Source organism: Myceligenerans crystallogenes (assembly GCF_039529775.1).
Taxonomy (GTDB): domain Bacteria; phylum Actinomycetota; class Actinomycetes; order Actinomycetales; family Cellulomonadaceae; genus Myceligenerans; species Myceligenerans crystallogenes.
On sequence record NZ_BAAANL010000019.1, the window covers coordinates 1 to 762 of the forward strand.

General features: G+C 61.8%; 1 pseudogene. It reads left to right on the forward strand.

The features are described 5' to 3' along the window. A pseudogene (locus ABD208_RS20370) lies at positions 1-762 on the forward strand (IS256 family transposase); the annotation flags it as partial.

A 762-nucleotide genomic window follows, 5' to 3' on the forward strand; every position in this document is an offset into this window, starting at 1 on the left:
TGCCGCCGGGCTGACGGTGCGGGACATCCAGGCGCATCTGCTCGACCTCTATGGCCTGAAGGTCTCGCCCGACCTGATCAGCCGGGTCACCGATGCGGTGCTCGACGAGGTCCGCGAATGGCAATCACGGGCGCTGGACCGGATGTATCCCATCGTGATCTTCGACGCGCTACGGGTGAAGATCCGCGATGCCGACAGCCGGACGGTCAAGAACAAGGCGGTCTACGTCGCCCTCGGCGTCACCCGCGATGGCCAACGTGAGGTTCTGGGCCTGTGGATCGCCAAGAACGCTGAAGAACCGGGGCGTCCACGACATCCTGATCGCGGTCGTGGACGGGCTGAAGGGATTCCCCGATGCGATCACGGCGGCCTTCCCGGACGCCATGGTCCAGACTTGTATCGTGCACCTGGTGCGCCATTCGCTGAATTTCTGTTCCTGGAAGGACCGCAAGGCGGTGGCCGCCGACCTGCGCCGGATTTACAGCGCCCCGACCGCCGATATGGCCGAGGCCGAGCTCGATGCCTTCGAGGAAAAATGGGTCGGGAAATACGCCTCTATCGCCCCGGCCTGGCGCAGGGCATGGCAGGAGGTGATCCCATTCTTTGGATTCGATCCGGCGATCCGCAAGATCATCTACACGACGAATGCCATAGAAAGTCTGAACCGCGTGATCCGAAAATCGATCAAGACGCGCGGCTCTTTCCCGACCGATGAGGCTGCAACCAAGCTGATCTATCTCGCCATTCGCAACTTTGAAAAGG